10 protein-coding genes are annotated in these 16,486 nt (G+C 50.6%); 2 read left to right on the forward strand and 8 right to left on the reverse strand.

Annotated elements, in window-relative coordinates:
- Positions 1-20: 20 nt before the first annotated feature.
- The 5 genes from HHL17_RS23750 to HHL17_RS23770 form a co-directional block, all read right to left on the reverse strand.
- Entirely contained in the window at positions 21-1,382 is a 1,362-nt protein-coding gene (locus HHL17_RS23750) for a RagB/SusD family nutrient uptake outer membrane protein (protein WP_169227345.1), read from the reverse strand.
- A gap of 18 nt (positions 1,383-1,400) precedes the next feature.
- Positions 1,401-4,913, reverse strand: a complete 3,513-nt coding sequence (locus HHL17_RS23755; protein WP_169227346.1) for a SusC/RagA family TonB-linked outer membrane protein — start codon at positions 4,911-4,913, stop codon at positions 1,401-1,403.
- A gap of 37 nt (positions 4,914-4,950) precedes the next feature.
- A complete protein-coding gene (locus HHL17_RS23760; protein WP_169227347.1) occupies positions 4,951-5,913 on the reverse strand; it encodes a FecR family protein in 963 nt (320 codons plus the stop codon).
- A gap of 92 nt (positions 5,914-6,005) precedes the next feature.
- Positions 6,006-6,587 (reverse strand): RNA polymerase sigma factor, encoded by a 582-nt coding sequence (locus tag HHL17_RS23765; protein WP_169227348.1) that lies wholly within the window; start codon positions 6,585-6,587, stop codon positions 6,006-6,008.
- A 58-nt stretch (positions 6,588-6,645) separates the two neighbouring features.
- Entirely contained in the window at positions 6,646-7,542 is an 897-nt protein-coding gene (locus HHL17_RS23770; protein WP_169227349.1) for an aminoglycoside phosphotransferase family protein, read from the reverse strand.
- A 643-nt stretch (positions 7,543-8,185) separates the two neighbouring features.
- Here HHL17_RS23770 and HHL17_RS23775 point away from each other — a divergent pair.
- The gene (locus tag HHL17_RS23775) at positions 8,186-11,290 is read left to right on the forward strand and encodes a non-ribosomal peptide synthetase family protein (protein WP_169227350.1); all 3,105 of its coding nucleotides are present in this window, start codon (positions 8,186-8,188) and stop codon (positions 11,288-11,290) included.
- 40 nt (positions 11,291-11,330) lie between these two features.
- On the opposite strand, the gene HHL17_RS23780 is transcribed toward HHL17_RS23775, so the two are convergent.
- Positions 11,331-11,897, reverse strand: coding sequence for a hypothetical protein (locus HHL17_RS23780; RefSeq protein ID WP_169227351.1), 567 nt, complete (start codon positions 11,895-11,897; stop codon positions 11,331-11,333).
- A gap of 342 nt (positions 11,898-12,239) precedes the next feature.
- Between HHL17_RS23780 and HHL17_RS23785 the strand changes: the two genes are divergently transcribed.
- Positions 12,240-13,589: an outer membrane beta-barrel protein gene (locus tag HHL17_RS23785; protein WP_169227352.1), complete on the forward strand. Its 1,350-nt coding sequence runs from the start codon at positions 12,240-12,242 to the stop codon at positions 13,587-13,589.
- A gap of 67 nt (positions 13,590-13,656) precedes the next feature.
- Here the strand turns inward: HHL17_RS23785 and HHL17_RS23790 are convergent, their stop codons facing one another.
- Together HHL17_RS23790 and HHL17_RS23795 are read right to left on the reverse strand one after the other, a co-directional pair.
- Complete coding sequence (locus HHL17_RS23790; RefSeq protein ID WP_169227353.1) at positions 13,657-15,006, reverse strand: sigma-54-dependent transcriptional regulator; 1,350 nt, start codon at positions 15,004-15,006, stop codon at positions 13,657-13,659.
- 36 nt (positions 15,007-15,042) lie between these two features.
- Complete coding sequence (locus HHL17_RS23795) at positions 15,043-16,233, reverse strand: histidine kinase dimerization/phospho-acceptor domain-containing protein (protein WP_169227354.1); 1,191 nt, start codon at positions 16,231-16,233, stop codon at positions 15,043-15,045.
- Positions 16,234-16,486: the final 253 nt, after the last annotated feature.

The raw sequence follows: 16,486 nt of genomic DNA on the forward strand, positions 1-16,486 counted from the left end.
TTTATTGGTTGGTTGGTGAATTATCTTCTTTCGTTCGGCTCCAGTTCCGGATTCATCTGCATCAGCTTCGGCGCCACAGGAAACACGTAATGATAATCGTTAGGCTTCAACGTAAACGTCTGCCCGCTGTAGGTATGCGTAATGGTTTTAGCGAAACGCGGGTCTTTGTTGAGCCGTTTCAGATCGAACAACCGCTGTCCTTTGAAACACAACTCCCGCCGGCGCTCCGACAGCACCTGCTGCAACGCCTCATCTGCTGTAGCTGCTGTGGATGGTACATACGCCGCCTGCGCAATACGCATTTTACGCAACAGGTTCACATCCTGCATGGCAGCAGCCACATTGTTCAAACGGGCATTACATTCAGCACGTACCAGGTACATCTCCGGCACCGTCGGCCCTACGAGGCGGGCATCAAACAACAGGAACTCTCCCCAATAATACAGGTAACCCACAAATGGGGCGGTAGTGGAAGTAAACAGTACTTTATACCGCAGGTCAATCAAAGAGTCTTTGAACTCCGTTTGTAAATCCTTGCTCAGCGAGAACCACGTATAACTGTTAGACACTGTTTTCATCAGGATCGTTTCAGGATTGCTCCTGTTCTCCGGATAAGTATTACGGGGATCAGCTACAAACTTATTATAGTCTGCCAGCTGGTTTTTGATCTCCAGCGTTTTGGATGCCGCTTTCAGCGCTTCGGGATACTCCCCTCTGATGAGATAAGCACGGGCCTGCAAGGCATAGGCAGCAGCCAGCGTAGGCTCATAAACGCTGGTACTGGTAGTGCCCAGCAACGCCGTAGCCTGATTCAGATCTGTCAGCAACTGATCGTATACGGCTTTTACGGAAGCACGGTTTAATTTGGCGTCGGTGGTAGGCGCCAGCAACAGCGGCACACCTCTGTCTGTAGCCGAAGTGGCAGCATCATATTGTACGGCATAAAGGTTCACCAGCGAAAGATAAGCAAAAGATCGGTGTATCAAAGCCTCACCGGTCAACTGGTTACGCTCTTTTTCCGTGCCGTCGGTCACGGATTTCATACCATCCAGTACCACGTTAGCGAGATACACCTGCTTATACAGGTTGCTCCACTGTGCATCATTGTCGGTAGACATCCACACATCGTCCTGCCAGGTATGTATCCGGTAGGTGGAAGTGCCCAAATAATCAAGCCCCTGCTGCTCATAGTACTCCACGTTGTCAGACGCCAGTTCATCGGCGCCATAGGAGCTCACCAGGTCATAGGAGTTGTTCATCAACAAACGGTAATCCTTATACGTAGAAGGGATCACCTTTCCTTTGGGTTTTATGTCGAGATAATCTCTGCCACAACCAGCGAGGGTCATCAAAGCAGCTGCATATATCAAATTGCGAAACATCAGGCAACATTTTTAAGATTAGAAAGTTGTTTTCAAACCAACGGCAAAAGAACGCGCAGGCGGCAGCAGTGAATAATAAGCCCCGGGAATATAGTCCGGATCAATACCGGCCTTGTTTTCAGTCCACAAGGCAAGATTACGGCCATAGGCGATAAATGACAACCGTTGCAGATGCAGGGAACGCAACAACTGCGCCGGCAGGTCATACGTCAGCGACACCTCCCGTAAACGGATATGCGCACCGCTTTCAATCAGCCTGTCTGACTTGGGATACCATGTATTCGTATAGGTGACACCGGTAGAAGGCACTACCGGTACGTCCGTACGTGCTTCATCACCGGGTTTCTGCCAGCGGTCGGCTACATCGCTGTGAATGGACTTCTGCGTAAAATAACTAGAGTAATCTACTGTAGGGCGACGGAAAACATATCCCATCTTATACGTGATCAGCAACGACAGCTCCAGCTGTTTATAACGGACAATGTTTGTCAACCCGCCGAAAAAGCGCGGCACCGTAGTACCGCTATAAGTCAGTGTAGACAAGTCCGCGGAAATATCGGCGTTGGCCAGATTCCGTTTGCCATCACCGGAGAGCACAATAGGCCGGCCAATGCTGTCCAGTCCGCCGTAGCGGTAGCTGTAGATACCTTCAATCGGTTTACCCTTGACAGGATTGGCACCTGTGCCGCTGTTGCTATAGTAGTTTACGTTCTCCCGTTGCAGATTGGAAGACACGACTTTGTTTTCGTTGTACCCGAAATTCATGATGGCTTTCCAAGAGAAATGTTTCCGTTGTATTACCGCTGCCGAGATATTAAGGTCTACCCCGTTATTACGCAGCTCCGCCGTATTAACGGTCAGTGTGGTGAAACCATAGGTGGCGTTGAACTCGGCCGGCCCTAACAGGTCGTAGCTATGTTTGCGGTATACATCCAGTGTCACATCCAGGCGGCTGTCCCAGAAAGAGAGGTCAGCGCCTACGTTGAAGGTTTTGGTTTTTTCCCAACGCAACAATGGATTGGCCGGGTTGCTGATGCTGGCGTAGGGCTGACCGTTATAATATCCGGGAGATGACGATACGGACGCTATCAGGAACGGGCTCGTCGTTTTGTCCACGTTGCCATTCACGCCATAGGTTACACGAAGATTGAGGCGGTTCATAAAAGGCAGCTCCATAAACTGCTCCTCTCCCAGTTTCCACATACCGCCCAATGACCACAAAGGCGTGGCGCGATATTGCTCACTCGCGCCAAAGAGGTTGGAATCGTCCAGTCTGGCGCTGCCGGAGAACACGTAACGGCTGTTGAAAGTATAGTTCGCATTGGCATACCATGACATAAAGCGGTCCCTTGTATCACCCAGACTGTTAGGAATAGACGGTTTGGTCTGGTTCCCCGTCACCGCTGTTTTGTAATAGGTATCGTAGTTCACCGGCATGGAAGCCAGTGTCTGATCATCATAACCATACAAACGGCTGGAAGCACTGGAGGTCCACACCTGCCTGATTTCACTACCGGCAACGGCGTCTATCCTATGCTTTTTCCCCAACTGGCGGTTCAGGTTCAGCTGTCCGCGTACATCATAATGTTCCATGTCAGCGTTGGCAATGTTCAGGATCCCCCCTTTCGGCAAACCATACACCAGGTTGCCGCCAGTAATAGAGGTGGCACTATTGACGGTGCTCCTGCTCGTATAGGTGTCGGGGTTAGCATAGATACGGTTGCGCTGGAAAGAGCGTTCATAAAGGCCGCTCAGCGTGGCTGTCAGTCCGGGGATAATACGATAATTGAAGCCGGCGTTAATACGATAGAGGTTCATGCGGCTGGTATTGTCTGCATTCGCCAGTTCGGAAAGATAGTCGTACCGCCATGGCAGATAGCCGAGGCGTTGCAGGGAATCCAGTGCGCGGCCATTAAAGGCGCGGGCATACTGTATGGCTTTACCGTTATCGTCCACAATGCGGTCGTAGGGCAACATGGTGTAGATGCCCGGTTCCAGCGGAGACAGGCCAAGGCCGTTGTTTTTGGCGGTATTCATCACGGCCATGATACCCAGATTGGCATCGAGGTTTTTGTTGAGCTTGAAGTTATTGGTGGAGTTGATGGTGACGCGGGTGTTGCGGTTGCCTTTGGCCACCGGCAGTTCATCAGCGATGGAGCCGGAAATAAAATACTGCGCAAAATCGCTGCCTCCGCTCATAGACAGATTGTATTGCTGTATTTGCTGGCGTTGCAACAGGTATTGCTGATATTGTGACTTATAGTCGTAACCGGACAGTTGCTGTACCAGGGCATCGCGCTGTGCAGCGGTGATCTCGCCACGTTTGTAGCGGTAGAAGATATCTGCGCCGGTGCTCACCGCAGGCAAGGTACGGCCATTCGGATCGGGGATGAGGTTTTTATCCACTGCTTCCCTTTCAAAGTCGAGGTAGGCCGCAGAACTGGCCACAGGACGGTAACTCAGGTCGGGCCGGCCACCCAGCGTAAAATTGGTGGAGAAGGTGATCTGCCGGCGTTGCTGACTTCCTTTCCGCGTTTCAATCACCACTACGCCGTTGGCTGCACGCACACCCCAGATAGAGGCTGCGGCCGCATCTTTCAGGAAAGTGATACGGGCAATGTCTTCCGGGTTGATCATAGACAGCTCCCCTTCATAGGGAAAACCATCGATGACGATCAGCGGGTCCTGCTGTGCTTTGAAGGTATTGCGTCCGCGGATGGCGAATACCGGGCTTTTAGACGGGCGGCCATTGGCGTCCGGAGGATTGCTGGTCACCAGCAACCCGCTCACCATACCTTCCATCTTATCCACCACATTGGTGGTGATCTTACGTTCCATGTCTTTCTCCTGTATCTGGGAGAAAGAACCGGTGGCTCTCTCCTTTGCAATGGTCTGGTAACCGGTGGACACTTCCACCTGCTTCAGTTGAATATTATCTGATTGCAGGACCACGTCCAGCTTTGGTTTGCCGGCCGATGCCTGCATGTGGTAACCGATGAAGGTAAAAGTAAGCAGCTCTCCCGGTTTGGATAACCGAACGAAATAAACGCCGTTACCATCTGTAAAAGCGCCGGCCCTGCCAGAGGCAGGTTTGACGGTCACGCCGGGAAGCGGGTTGCCATTTTCATCAGTCACCCGGCCTTTTACGAGCAACGGGTCTGTGCCTGTTACCACCTGGTCCATCGCAGGCACCGGCGCTGAAATGCTGGCGGGTGTTGTCTTCCTGCGTACGTCTTTTACAATCGTATAGGTGTTGTCGTTAACATACAGAAAGAGGTATCCTCTTTGATACAACACTTCTTTCAGCACGGCCTCCACCGATCTGCAACAGAAAGCGCGGATATCCACGGTAGTGGTGACATTGTCCAGCAGGTTGTTTTCATACACGAAACTGGTACGATAGAGGCGGGTGATTTCCTTCAGTGCTGTGCTGACCGGCATAGTCCTTACCTGTGCGTATGCGAGCTGCATAGTCAACAGGAAAGAACACACCATCGCCGCAGTTTTACGTAACTGTGCTCCCTTCATCATTGATGTTTGGTTGGTTGTTTGGTTGATTAATAAACGATCACTGTCTGGCAGTGAACAAAAGCGTATCTTTTTTCTGTTGAATATCTATATCCAGTATCCTGGACAAAACGAACAGCAGGTCTTTCTCCTTTTGCATAGGTATCCTGCCTTTGATTTCACGTTCACCGATGGTACTATCCTGCAATACTACCGTATAGCCGTAGTTGTCTTTCAGTAGGTTGATAATATCTTTTACTTTGGTGGCGTTCAGTAATAGTTCCCGTCGCGTCCAGGCGGTAGCAGCGAGGGTATCGACAGCATGCATCACAACGGGTGGCTGCTGATGGGAATATGTCCACCCCTCTCCCGGCAACAGGAAAGCAGGCTGGCCTTGTCCGTCAGTAACGTCGATGCGTACACGTCCCCGTTGTAAGACCACAGCGGTGATTTCATCCCGGTGACGCACGTTAAAAGCTGTACCCAGTACGGTAACGCGCGCAGGGCCTGCCTGTACGCGGAAGGTATCTCCGGTATGTTTTACGTCGAAGAAAGCTTCCCCGTCGAGCGATACTTCCCTCCTGCCGGTAACCCGCCAGCTGCGGGCATAGGAGGCTGCGGAATGCGCATTCAGTATCAGAGAAGAATGATCGGGCAGTGTAATTTCCCGGGTTTCCCCGTAGCCCGTGCGGATGGTAACGGTAGACGTAAAATACCACACCGCGCCCAGTGCCAGTAGTAATAACACAGAAGCCGCTGCCAGCAATGGCCGGCGATAACGTTGCATACGATGTACGGGCTGTTGTTGTATGTTCTCCAGTACCGCCTGCCACACCTTTTCACGGGCAGGATCGTTTTTTTCCAGCACCGGCGTAGACAATGCATACACCACCTCCCGGGCTTCCCGCATGAGGGGCGCCTTATCCGGCATATCAGCGGAAAGCTGCTGCCAGAAAGCATTAGCTGCCGCATCCGGAAACTTCGCCCAGCGGATAAAATACTCATCCGCCAGGAAATCTTCCATCCGATAATCTCGATAATCCTTGTTCATCATCACATAAGACACAACAGGACATCCGGATTATCCCATTTTCAGAAAAAAAGTAAAAAAAATTTTTAGCGGCGTTGCAGCAGGTATAACAATACAAGAAGGGAGAAGTCGCCGAATTGCTCTCTGAGGCGCTCCAGCGCGCGATAAACCAGTTTGTAGGTACCGCCTGTATTGATTTGCAGGATTTCTGCAATCTCTTCGTATGACAGATCTTCGTAGTATTTCAGAAAAATAGCCTCCCGTTGCCGGTGCGTCAGTGTATCCATTAAGGCATCCACCTTTTTCTTCAGTTCTGCTGCACGCTCTGCTCTGATCAAGGGATGCTCATAAGACAGTTCCAAATAAAAAGGAACGTGTTCTCCGGAAAACGCTTCCTCCAGCCGGGATGGGCTGTATTCCAGCTTGCGTAGTAAAATGCGCCGGAAGGATAACAGCAGGTATTGTTTCACTACCTGCGGTGTGACAATCGAATCCCTATTGCGCCATAACTTCAGAAAGAGGTCCTGTATGCTCTCCTCGATAAATGATTTATCCTCCGTGAATTTAAATCCGTAGTTGGTAAGGGGCATATAATAAGCATTATACAACCCTTCCAGGCCGGTGATTTCTCCGGATTTGTACCAGGACCAAAGTTCTTTGTCTTGCATGTCAAATAGGAAAACCGATGAAGTTACAATATTACACGAATTTTTTTTGTTGCCCAATTCAGTGGGTAATACCAGCCAGGTGTTCACACCTTACCAGCGCCCAGTCCATGTCGTCCATATCGCCGGCGATAGCTGTCTGGTACACTTCCGCTAAACCGATATGCAACTGGTAAAAATCCAGCCGTGCTTTATCAATAGGCTGTGTTTCAAAATAACGCGCCTGATATTCCATACAGTCCAGCCAGGTGCGCCAGAAGAAAATATTCGCCATGTCATACAAACTATCACCAGCCATGGCTTCCGACCAGTCAATCACGCCGGTGATCCTGTGGCCGTCAGTAATCACGTTGTTGGAGCCGAAATCGCCATGCACCAGCTGCCTTACTTCCGGGATGTCCTGCAGCTGTTGCAGCAGCCGTTCCTGCAAAGGTTTTATCCGTTTCAGCGGCACTCTTTTACCGGCAGCATGCCAGTCGTAGTTATCTTCCCTGCAGATACTTTCCAGATAAGCCTTCCAGCTGGTATACTGCCCTTCGCCCCGGGAATTGAAGGGACCAAAGCCCGTAATACCTTCCAGTGGCGCCGCCGCCATAGACTGCATCACCGCCGCCACCGGTGCGGTGACAGCCGGCAGATAAGCTACCGGCAGGTCCTGCAATGTCACGCCATGTGCCTGCGCTGACAAACACCAGGCGATCCCATTTTCCAGCAGGCCAATCGCTTCTATCTCCGGAATCGGCAAACCTGGCCCCGCAAAATGCCGGTTGGCGAAATCATCTTTCTCAAAACCCTCCGCCTGATGATTGACGCGGAGCACATATTTTTTTCCGGAGATGACCACCCGGAACGCAAAAGACTCCATCGCGTCCGGCACCGGCTCCATATGGCTTATCTTCCCGTAATGATCTATTACCGCCGCTGTCAGTTGTTCAATATCTACTATAGGTTTGCGCATGCAACATCTTTTTTAGACAACAAGATGAAGGCCGACTGGTTCAATTCACCCTGTATAAGTTTTATTAAATTTACGACCTTCCTGCATAACAGTCTCCCTGAGCTACTGCGGCTTCTCAGCGGATTACCCCGCATAGCTACCCACGGCCAACGTTATCTATCAGGCATACAGGCGCTTTATTATGAAGCTCTTAGGGTACTAAAACGACTTTTTTTCACTGCGGTCATATTTCAGGCGACATAACTAACTTGCTGTTCAATCGGACCAGGAAAAACTCAGTAACCATTTTTTTTTCACCACGTTAGCAATCCAAATGCTTTTCCTGTTCGTATATTTTTTTGAAAACCGGATATCTTTAGAAAATCTTTTTTTTAATTAAGTGAACCGATCCACCGCCGGACATGTGAATTCCTTTTTTGCTGATCTTTCATAACAGAGACCTATTTGACATTCTATTGAAAACCTTTAAACCACAGACCTATCCAAGATGAACCGAACACCTATCCACCACGGGACATGTGAACACTTTTTTACTGTTCCTTCAAGCTACACTATCACCTAACAGGTGAAGCATTTCCTGAACTTTAAAACCACAATTTTAACCGTACTCCTTTTTTAAACCCTCGATTTAAACCACGATCCTATGGACGCGATCCTGCACGATGCGAACGGGCAGCAGCGGAATATTGCTGCAACCGATGGCAATCAACACCTGACTGATTTACTGAAACAAACACCCTGGGAAGAGTACAACTCCCGGGAAACACTGGTCTCCCTGTTCCGCAAACAGGCAGCGCAGACACCGAACAACATGGCGGTATCTTTCAAAGGCCACTCCCTTACGTACCGGGAGCTGGACGAAAAGAGCAACCAGCTGGCGCATTACCTGTTGGCACAGGGCGTCACTACCGGCAGCTATGTGCCCGTTTACCTGGAACGCTCGGCTGAATGGGCCATCGCGGTACTGGGCATCCTGAAAACAGGTGCGGCCTACATCCCGGTAGATGCCATCTATCCCGGTAAAAGAGTGGCCTACATCCTGGAAGAAGTAGCCGCTACAGTGATCATCACTCAGCTGTCACTGGGCTCACGGCTTTTCCAGGTGCACAACACGGCAGTCGTGTACCTGGACAACCTCTCGATTCTCCAGGACCAGCCCACCACTGCACCAGGCAAAATGCCTGCACCGACAGACCTGGCGTACATCATCTACACCTCCGGTTCTACCGGGCAGCCTAAGGGCGTGATGATCACCCACCTGTCGATCCAGCATCTGATCACCTGGCACCAGCAGCAGTATGCCGTCACCAGCAACAGCCGGTTGTCGCTGGTAGCCGGACTGGCATTCGACATCTCTGTCTGGGAATGCTGGTCGGCCCTCCTGTCCGGAGGCACCCTCTTTATCGCTGACAACGAAGAAAGGACCCATGCAGGACTCCTGATGGAATTCTACCGGAGGAACCAGCTCACGCATGCCTTCGCTCCCGCCGTACTGATTCCTGAGCTGATAGCGCTCAGTCAACAAACAACGGGACTGACACTGCAATACCTGTTTTCCGGCGGTGAACAAATGAAACCCGTATTGACCAGCGGATTGCCGTATCAGCTGATCGATTATTATGGCCCTACGGAATACACCGTATATGCCACCCATCGGCCTGTAGTGGATGTAGACGGACAGTATTTCCCGACCATCGGCAAGCCTATCGCCAACACACAGGCCTTTATCCTGGACCGTGACCTGCAATTGCTGGTACCCGGTGCAGTAGGTGAACTGTGCATCAGCGGCATCGGCATCGCCCTGGGCTATTTCAAAAATCCTGTATTGACAGACAGCAAGTTTGTACCGCATCCTTTCGCTCCCGGTCAAAAGCTTTACCGTACGGGCGATCTGGCCCGCCGCCTGCCCGATGGTGACATCCAGTTCCTCGGCCGTATCGACAACCAGGTAAAAATCCGCGGCTTCCGCGTGGAACCGGGCGAGGTAGAAGCAGCCCTGCTATTGGTGCCACATGTAAAAAGCGCCGCTGTGATCGCGGTAGACAACAACCGTCAGCAGCAACAGCTGGTAGCTTTCATTGTACAGGACCATCCCAACGAACAACAGGGCATTGCGCTGGCGCGGCAACAACTCAAACAAGACCTGCCCGCTTATATGGTGCCTGCCCGCTTCATCACCGTTCGTGAGCTGCCCATGAATGCCAACGGCAAAGTAGACAAAGCAGCGCTGGTGACACTCTCTTCGCAGAACGCCGGCAGCTACCAGGCATCCGCAGAACCGGTGAGCGAAACAGAACGCATCATCACGGAAATATGGGCCGATATCCTGGAAAGGCCGTATATCCATCACGGTGACAACTTCTTCGACATCGGCGGTGATTCCCTGCTGGTAGCCACCGTGGTCACCAAACTGAAAGACCGCTTCGGCGTGAAAATGTACCTGCGCGACCTGTACCAGTTTCCCGAACTAAGGGCACTGGCCACCATGATCGACAACAGGGTTAAAACAGGTGACACCGGCATCCCCGAAGAAGATGTGGAGCCGTATGTATCCTTGCAGCAGGATGCCTACCTGTCGCCCAACGTCCAATACCGGCAACCATTTGACGCCAGCGTACTGCAACGTCAGTCTGCCGTATTGCTCACCGGCGCCACCGGCTTCGTGGGCATCCATCTGCTACAGGAGCTGCTGGACAATACTTCCGCGATGGTGTACTGCCTCGTCCGCGCGAGAGACGAACACCATGCACTCGACAAAATACATCAGGCATTTGCGGCCTATCATATCCCGGTACAGGATAACACACGGCACCGCATCGTGCCGGTAGTTGGGGATTTTGCGCAGCCGGACCTCGGCATCGCGGAGCATACTTACCAGGAACTGGCAGGCAAAGTGGAAGTGATTTACCATTCCGGCAGCTCGGTGAATTTCATTGAACCCTACTCTTTCATGAAAAAGCCTAATGTAGACGGCCTGCGGGAGATCATACGTTTTGCCGCCACGGGAAAAATGAAGTGCCTGTCGTTGCTGTCCACTATTTCGGTTTACAGTTGGGGTCATGTCTTCACCCATAAGACCATCATGAAGGAAACGGACGACATCTCCCAAAACCTGCTCGCAGTCAGCAAAGACATTGGTTACGTAAGAAGCAAATGGGTGATGGAAGCAGTAGCTGACCTGGCCGCAGCAGCCGGTGTGCCGCTGATCACTTACCGCCTTGGTTATGCCATGTGCCACAGCCAGTCGGGCGCCAGCGCGCCTTACCAGTGGTGGGCCAGCCTCGTGAAAAACTGTGTGCAGTACTCCTCCTACCCCACGCTCCGCGAACTGCGCGAAGGACTTATTACCGTGGATTATATGGTGAAGGCCATTGTACACATCACCAAAAACCAGGAGGCGATCGGACAGAAATTCAACCTGATCTGCTCTCCCGACACCAATCTCACGCTGGAACAGTTCTTCCGGCGGCTGATGGATATCTACGATTTCAAACTGAAACCGTTATCCTATAAGGACTGGCGCAAGCAATGGGAAGATGACAGTACCAACCGTCTCTATCCGCTTACCAGCCTGTTCAGGGACAATATGCATGAAGGGCTCTCCACTGTCGAGCTTTACCAGGACACCTATGTATGGCACCGCGACAACGTGGACAAGTTCATGCAGGGCTCCGGCATACCGGAACCGGTGTTCGATAAAGCCGTACTGGATAAGTATCTACAGTATCTAGGCATACTAGTTGGCTAAAATGAAAACCGCCGCATGATTTCTTCATGCGGCGCTTTTTTTATTTGATCAGCCATTCCAGCTTATACATATGATGAAAGGTGTCATACGCCATCAGATCGTCATTATCCCTGAAAGCCGCGTCCAGCCGCTCCGGCAGGTCTTTCTTTGCCACAAATGCCTGTTTGATGTTCCGCGTAGTCAGTTCCTGAAGATTGTTTTCGCCGGTGGAAAAATAATATCGGTACGACTGCTCCGGGTATGTTTTGGGAGACACCGGCAGCTTCCGCCGGTATAAAAATAATTGCGGATTACGGTTCAGCAGCTCATAACTTTCCCCGCCCTTCATGTGGAATATTTTTCCATCCTTCAGCTGTAAGGCAAAAAAACGATCTTTCTCCAGCTTCGTTTGTTCCCCGCCGTGGGTCAGGAGAATATGGTCTTTGGGAGCGAGCGCATAAAGCCGCGCTTTATAAAGATGCCCGTTGGTTTCGGTATACGTCATCTTGTTCTGGATATAATCGGCCGATGTGAGGTAAATACCTGTTATTTTCTGTTGCGCCATTGCACCCAGACAGGTCATCATCATCAGTCCGCTCATCCATAGGGATAACTTTTTTCCTTTCATGATTTTGTTGTTTACAGGAATAATATCAACCAGGATGCCATTCCAAGAAAAACATCTAACAAAATGATAATCATCACATAAAAACAAACACACGGGTCAATATGAGTTTATCACAATGAAAAAAATGCATCAGATTGGGACATCCCCGTTTGCCTTTTGCCATTTTGAAAGGCTTTTTCATTTTGAACAGGAAGGTATCATCTTTTTTGCAAAGCCAACAAAAAAGGGGTATCAGCTGTAATCCTTTATGGCAGACATTTTTAAGACAGGAGGAGAAAGCTTTTCTATTCAGGGCACATGTTTGGTAATTCCTGCATACAACAAAATCAATTTTACCCGGACATGAAACACGGATTTATTTTCCCGCTGATATTGTCACTGACATTATCTAAGGGATATGCACAACAAGACACCACACCTGCATCACCTATCGCCACAGACAGCAGCACTAACGGCAGGAGCCTGCCTTCCCCGATATCCTCTCCGCCGTTTCCCAGCGGTGAATGGGTGGGCAATCCACTGATCGGCATACCCGCCGATGCACCGGATTATCCACTGACGAAACTGTTGGGCCTTGCCGGCAATAAAAGCCGCATCAAAATTTACGGATGGGTGGATGTGGGCGCCAACTTCAGCACTTCCAAAAATTCCAATGCGCCTACTTCCTATAACCTCGTTCCCAACAGGGTGGTACTGGACCAGCTAATCCTGCGGGTAGAGCGGCAGCCCAATACCGTACAAAGGGAACATGCCGACTGGGGTTTTGTGGTCGACAACATTTTTGGCACCGACTATCGTTACACACTGGCCAAAGGCATCTTCAGCGATCAGCTACTGAAGGACAACCACCTGTATGGTTATGACCCCACGCAGGTATACGCCATGCTGTATTTGCCGAAAGTGGCAGAAGGGCTGCTGATCAAAGTGGGGCGTTTCATTTCACCAGCTGACATTGAAGCGCAGTGGGCGCCGGACAACTACCTGTACTCCCATTCCCTGATGTTTACCGTTGATCCCTACACGTTTACCGGCGTACATGCCGCACTGCGACTGAACGCACACTGGCAGTTGTTTGCCGGCATACACGGAGGCAACGACATGGCGCCCTGGAGCAAGTCTTCCAGCGTAAATGGCCTGTTCATGGCCCGGTGGGTTTCAAACAATAACAACAACTCCCTCTACGGCGGTATCAATTCCCTGGGAAGGGGACGCTATAAAAATGAACACGACAACCTGCAGATGGCCGTGCTCACATGGGGGCACCGCTTCAGTCCCATCGTTCATATGCACACAGAAGTATATTATATGTGGCAACATGATGCAGCAGTAGGAGGTACCGCCATCGATGGGCCGGCCAAAGAATGGTACATGAACACCGGCCTGGGCGCCACTATTCCGGGTGTAGCTTCCGCCGTGGGCGCGGTGAACTACTTCCAGGTGCAGCTGTCCCCCAAGAAAGATTATCTGTCTATACGCAACGATCTGCTCAACGATCCGCAGGGTAACCGTACCGGTTTTACCACGCTGTATACCAGTCACACCATCGGCTGGGTACATCACTTCAGCCCTTTGTTGAGAATACGGCCGGAAGTCCGCTATGAACGTGCCTGGCGCAATGATGCCACGCCGTATGACAACGGGCTTCGCCGTGACCAGTTCACCGCTGCCATGGACCTGATTGTTCGTTTCTGATCATCTCTGTACGATGTTTAAAAAACAAGGGGCTGACTTACCTGGTCAGTCCCTTGCTTTTTTTCCTTTATTTGATCAGGCTATATTCATCCATTTTCCGGTACAGGGTCGATAAGCCGATATTGAGTAACCGTGCTGCTTTGGTTTTATTACCGGCAGCATAGCGGATCACCCATTGTATATGTTCCTTTTCCACGTCGGCCAGATCGAACGTGCCGGAATGCTGGCGTACACCTTTATGCCAGCGTACTTCCAGCGGCAGTGTTTCTGGTGTTAGTTCCGGGCCTTGCGCCACAATAACCGCCCTTTCCATCACATTCTTCAGTTCCCGGATATTACCCCGCCAGTCATGTTGTTTTAGTTGCATCACAAAATCGCTGGTCATACCGCTCACTGCTTTACCGCTTTTGGCGGCAAACAGCTGCATAAAATAGGCTGCAAAAACGGGGATATCTTCTTCCCTTTCACGCAGCGCCGGCAACTGGACCGTAAACATATTCAACCGGTAAAAGAGGTCTTCCCGGAAACGGCCTTCGGTTATTTCTTTGGTCACCTCGCGGTTGGTCGCTGCTATGATACGTATATCCGTTTTCGTTGGTTTGGTATCCCCCACTTTGATGAATTCGCCGGATTCAAGCACCCGCAGCAGCTTGGCCTGTAGCTCCAGTGGCATTTCCCCTATTTCGTCCAGGAAGAGCGTGCCCTGATGGGCTTCTTCCATGAGGCCTTTTTTATTTTTGGCGGCGCCGGTGAAGGCGCCTGCCTTATATCCAAACAGTTCACTTTCCAGGATATCTTTTCCGATGGCGCTGCAGTTGATGGCCACAAAATCTTTTGCAGCACGGTTGCTCGCGTTGTGGATCGCCTGTGCAAACATTTCCTTTCCCGTACCCGTTTCTCCCAGCAGCAGTACCGGCGCATCACTGGGTGCTGCCTGTGCAGCCAGTTGACGGGCTGCTTTAATACCCGGAGCGGTACCGATGATTTCCTGGAAGGACGCATAACTATTGACGATGCGGGTTTCGAGATGTTGAATGCGTTGTTGCAGTTGCACTTTTTCCATGGCGCGAAACAGCAGGGGTATAATACGCGTGTTATCATTGCCTTTGGTGAGATAATCGAAAGCCCCTGATTTGATGGCGCGCACGCTGTCGGGGATATTACCATAAGCCGTTAACAGGATAATTTCCGCCGGCAACTGTCGTTCCCTGATATAAGTCACCAGGTCGATACCATTGCCATCGGGCAACATCACATCACAAAGTACCACATCTACCGGCGTATCGTCCAACAGGCGGCGGGCAGATTTAATATTGGCACATTCCTGTACGTTAAAACCTTCGAGTGTAATAATACGTTTCAACAGATGACGGACTTTCTCCTCATCTTCTACTAACAAGATGTTTCCCGTTGTCATGTTTTGGTGAGATTAAATAATCAAAAATAATTGCTATCAAATCGTGTGCAGCTGCTCGTCTGTTGCATCCAGGATTTCGCTGCTGATTTTCAGGATGCGGTCCACATCTTCTTCCAGGCTGTTTACCAGCTCGTGCTGTGCCGGCAGCAATGGCCCGGTACGGGTATCGGCCAACAGGCCCAGGCTCATCTGCATGGAAGCGATGGGTGTTTTCAGTTCATGGGAAGCTGTTGCGATAAATTTAGTTTTGGCGGCAGCCAGTTCCTGTATGGCACTGATGTCACGCAATACAATCACTTCTCCGATCACATCACGGTTGTTTTCCACGCTCATCACTTCTTTTATGAAAGTGTAGGTCTCGCCGCCATGACTGATCGTGAGCTGTTGTTGTGCAGGATGATGGATGATGGAATCCAGCACCGTGTTGCCCGGTGCTTTCACTTGTCCGCATAACCGTTTGGCCACGGTATTCATGAACAGGATATTTCTTTTTTCGTCAAATCCGATCACGCCGTCGTGCATCAGGTTGATGATCGTTTCTATCCTCGTTTTTTCCGCTTTGATTTGTTCGATGTTGCTGTTTTCATAGCCGTACAGCTTTTCCGCCATATTATTGATCCCTGTTGCCAGCTGTCCGAACTCATCACCGGGCTGCAGGTCGATGCGGGTACGGTAATTCTTTTCCGCTATCTGGCGGATACCTGTGGCCAGCATGCCTACCGGTCTGCTGATGATTTGCGGGAAACTGAAGATAAAAATGATATACACGCTGAGCGATAACAGGGTAAATACAGACAACGCCAGGATAGCGTTGGAAGCAGTTTTGGACGCCACGGCGCTTTTACGGGAAATAGCTTCCTGGTTGATGACGGCGATCTGTAGCACTTCATGGCGCAGGGATTTGATCAGTTCTTCATTTCCGGGGTCGGTTTGTAGTTTTTTCACTGTCGCCGCAGCACCGGCTGTAGCCGCATCCTCCCCATGCTCCGTTACGTTCCGCTGCTGGAGGACCAGGTTTTGTTGCAGGGAAGCCATTTGCACCGGCCGTGTTTCCAACGCCTGTAACATGTTATTACTGTAAACGATGGAGTGCAGGTTTTGCTGTAAGATCAATCGTGCATCGCGGTCCAGCTGATAAATCCGGTAAATACCCTGCATACTGATGGCTAATGTCACGGCAAACAGGAAGGTAAGGCCGAGGATCAGTTTTGTTCTTAACCGTAACATGGTATAGTGTTTTTTAAATACCGCCGCCAAAGCGATGCCATACCCATGAACAGAATTTAACTATTTGATTATTAGCCTATTGAGATTTCGCCTCTATATTGAGACCCTTCCGAAATGGTAGGGTCATTATCAAAATGGTAAAGTATTTACCCGTTTTTACCGGGTTCGATTAGTGCTCAGATTGCCAGGTGACCCAAAAAAAACAAGAGGGCGTCTCCCAGTACATCCTCTATCTTGCGGCTGCTGTAAATAT

Source organism: Chitinophaga fulva (assembly GCF_012927205.1).
GTDB lineage: Bacteria > Bacteroidota > Bacteroidia > Chitinophagales > Chitinophagaceae > Chitinophaga > Chitinophaga fulva.